This is a genomic window from Arsukibacterium sp., assembly GCF_033722355.1.
In the GTDB taxonomy this organism is placed as follows: domain Bacteria; phylum Pseudomonadota; class Gammaproteobacteria; order Enterobacterales; family Alteromonadaceae; genus Alishewanella.
The window spans coordinates 1-1,924 of sequence record NZ_JAWVZF010000269.1 but is presented as its reverse complement, the minus strand read 5'-3'; the positions used below and the strand labels follow the sequence as shown (position 1 = coordinate 1,924).

The following is a 1,924-nucleotide window of genomic DNA, read 5'->3' as shown; positions in this document are numbered from 1 at the left end:
CGACGATGGTAGTGTGGCATTCGCCATGCGAGAGTAGTACACCGCCAGGCTCCCAATTCAAGCAAAAGGCCTACCCTAACCGGTAGGCCTTTTTGCGTTGAAGCGCCTCGGGGCAGGCCATCCTGCCGGCGCACGACACTCACACGCCAGCCACAGCCCCTCTGGGGTGTGGCATTGTGCTGACCCCTCCCTGGTCAGCATCGCTTCGCGACCTGCCTGCGGCAGTCCAAATTCGTTCCTGACCAATTTGTCGCCATGCTTTATCTTCCCAAAAAACTATCCCAATCTTTCCATACAGGTTGTAAGCCTTGGTGCGTAAGTGCTGTTGCTACTTGTTTTGGTGAGCGGGTATCGTCAATGCTGAATTGCTCTAAATTATCCGGATCGACACTGTAGCCACCTGGCTGGGTTTTAGAGCCGGCGCTAATACTGGTTATGGCCAGCGGTATTACCTGCTGGCGGAATGTAGCAGACTCACGGGTGGATAAACTGATTTCAAGCTCAGGGGCAAACAGCCGAAAGGCACAAATTAACTGGATTAGCGCTTTATCGTCAATGGCTGTTACCTTGTCAGAACCGCCACTGCAGGGGCGGATCCTGGGTACTGATAAACTAAAGCGACATTGCCAGTAACGCTTTTGCAGATACTTAAGATGTTGCGCCAGAACTATTGCATCGGTACGCCAGTCGGTCAGGCCCAGTAAAATGCCCAGGCCGATTTTATCGATGCCGGCATTGCCCACTCTGTCAGGTGCATCCAGCCGCCAGCGGATATCAGATTTTTTGCCTTTTAAATGAAACTGCTGATACGCCGTCGCATTATAGGTTTCCTGATATAGCATCACAGCATCGACACCCAGGCTTTTCAGTTGTTGGTATTCAGTGGTTGTCAGCGGTTGTACTTCAAGTTGAATACTGCTGAAGTGGCGCCTGATCACAGGCAGCACCTGGCAAAAGTAATCAATACCTACTTTTCGTTCGTGCTCACCGGTTACCAGCAGGACCTGATCGATACCAAGTGCTTTTATTGCCAGACATTCCTGTTCTATTTCCGCTAAATTTAAAATTCGACGTCTAACTTGCTGGCTCATCGAAAATCCGCAGTAGCTGCATTCATTGGCACACAGATTTGATAAATACAGCGGGGCAAAAAATTGCACGCTATGGCCAAAACGCTGACGGGTAAGCCGCTGCGCCTTAGTTGCTATCTGAGCCAGTAGTGGCAGTGCTGCCGGCGACAGCAGCGCTTGCAGATCATATATGCTCAGCTGGTTTTTACTTAACGCTGTCTGTACCTGACTGGCTGAAAAACTGCGGCTTTGCAGTTGCATGCTCTGCCAGTGTTGCGGTTGCCATTGCTCGCTGAAACTCACTGCCAGATCCTCACAGCGCTGTCAGAAAGTCGGTGAACGGACTGGAAGCCACCGCCTGCGGCTGAGCTGATGCCAATCCAGCAAGATAGGCAGCGCGCCCGGCCTTTACCGCATCCGCAAAGGCGCCAGCCATTGCCACCGGATCTGCGCTACTGGCAATGGCAGTATTGACCAAAACTGCCGCGGCGCCCAGCTCCATTGCTGCAGCCGCATGAGACGGTGCACCCAAGCCAGCATCAATGATGACCGGAACCTGAGCCTGCTCAATAATAATTTCAAGCATAGCCCGGGTTTGTAAGCCCTGATTCGAGCCTATAGCGGCACCAAGTGGCATCACGGCAGCACAACCTGCTTGTTCCAGTCGTTTACACAATACCGGATCGGCACTGCAATAGGGCAGTACCACAAAGCCCATTTTAACCAGTTGCTCTGCTGCCAGCATTGTTTCGACTGGGTCGGGCATCAGATAGCGCGGATCCGGATGGATCTCCAGTTTAAGCCAGGACGTTTGCAAGGCTTCACGGGCCAGCTCTGCGGCAAATATTGCTTCT

The 1,924-nt window shown here is 52.4% G+C and carries 2 protein-coding genes; both read right to left on the bottom strand.

From position 1 onward, the window contains the following. Positions 1–260: 260 nt before the first annotated feature. Positions 261–1,373 (bottom strand): 2-iminoacetate synthase ThiH, encoded by a 1,113-nt coding sequence (gene thiH, locus R3177_RS14685; RefSeq protein WP_318971753.1) that lies wholly within the window; start codon positions 1,371–1,373, stop codon positions 261–263. A gap of 10 nt (positions 1,374–1,383) precedes the next feature. Then, positions 1,384–1,924 (bottom strand): thiazole synthase (locus R3177_RS14680; RefSeq protein ID WP_318971752.1); only part of this gene is annotated, 541 nt, incomplete at its 5' end.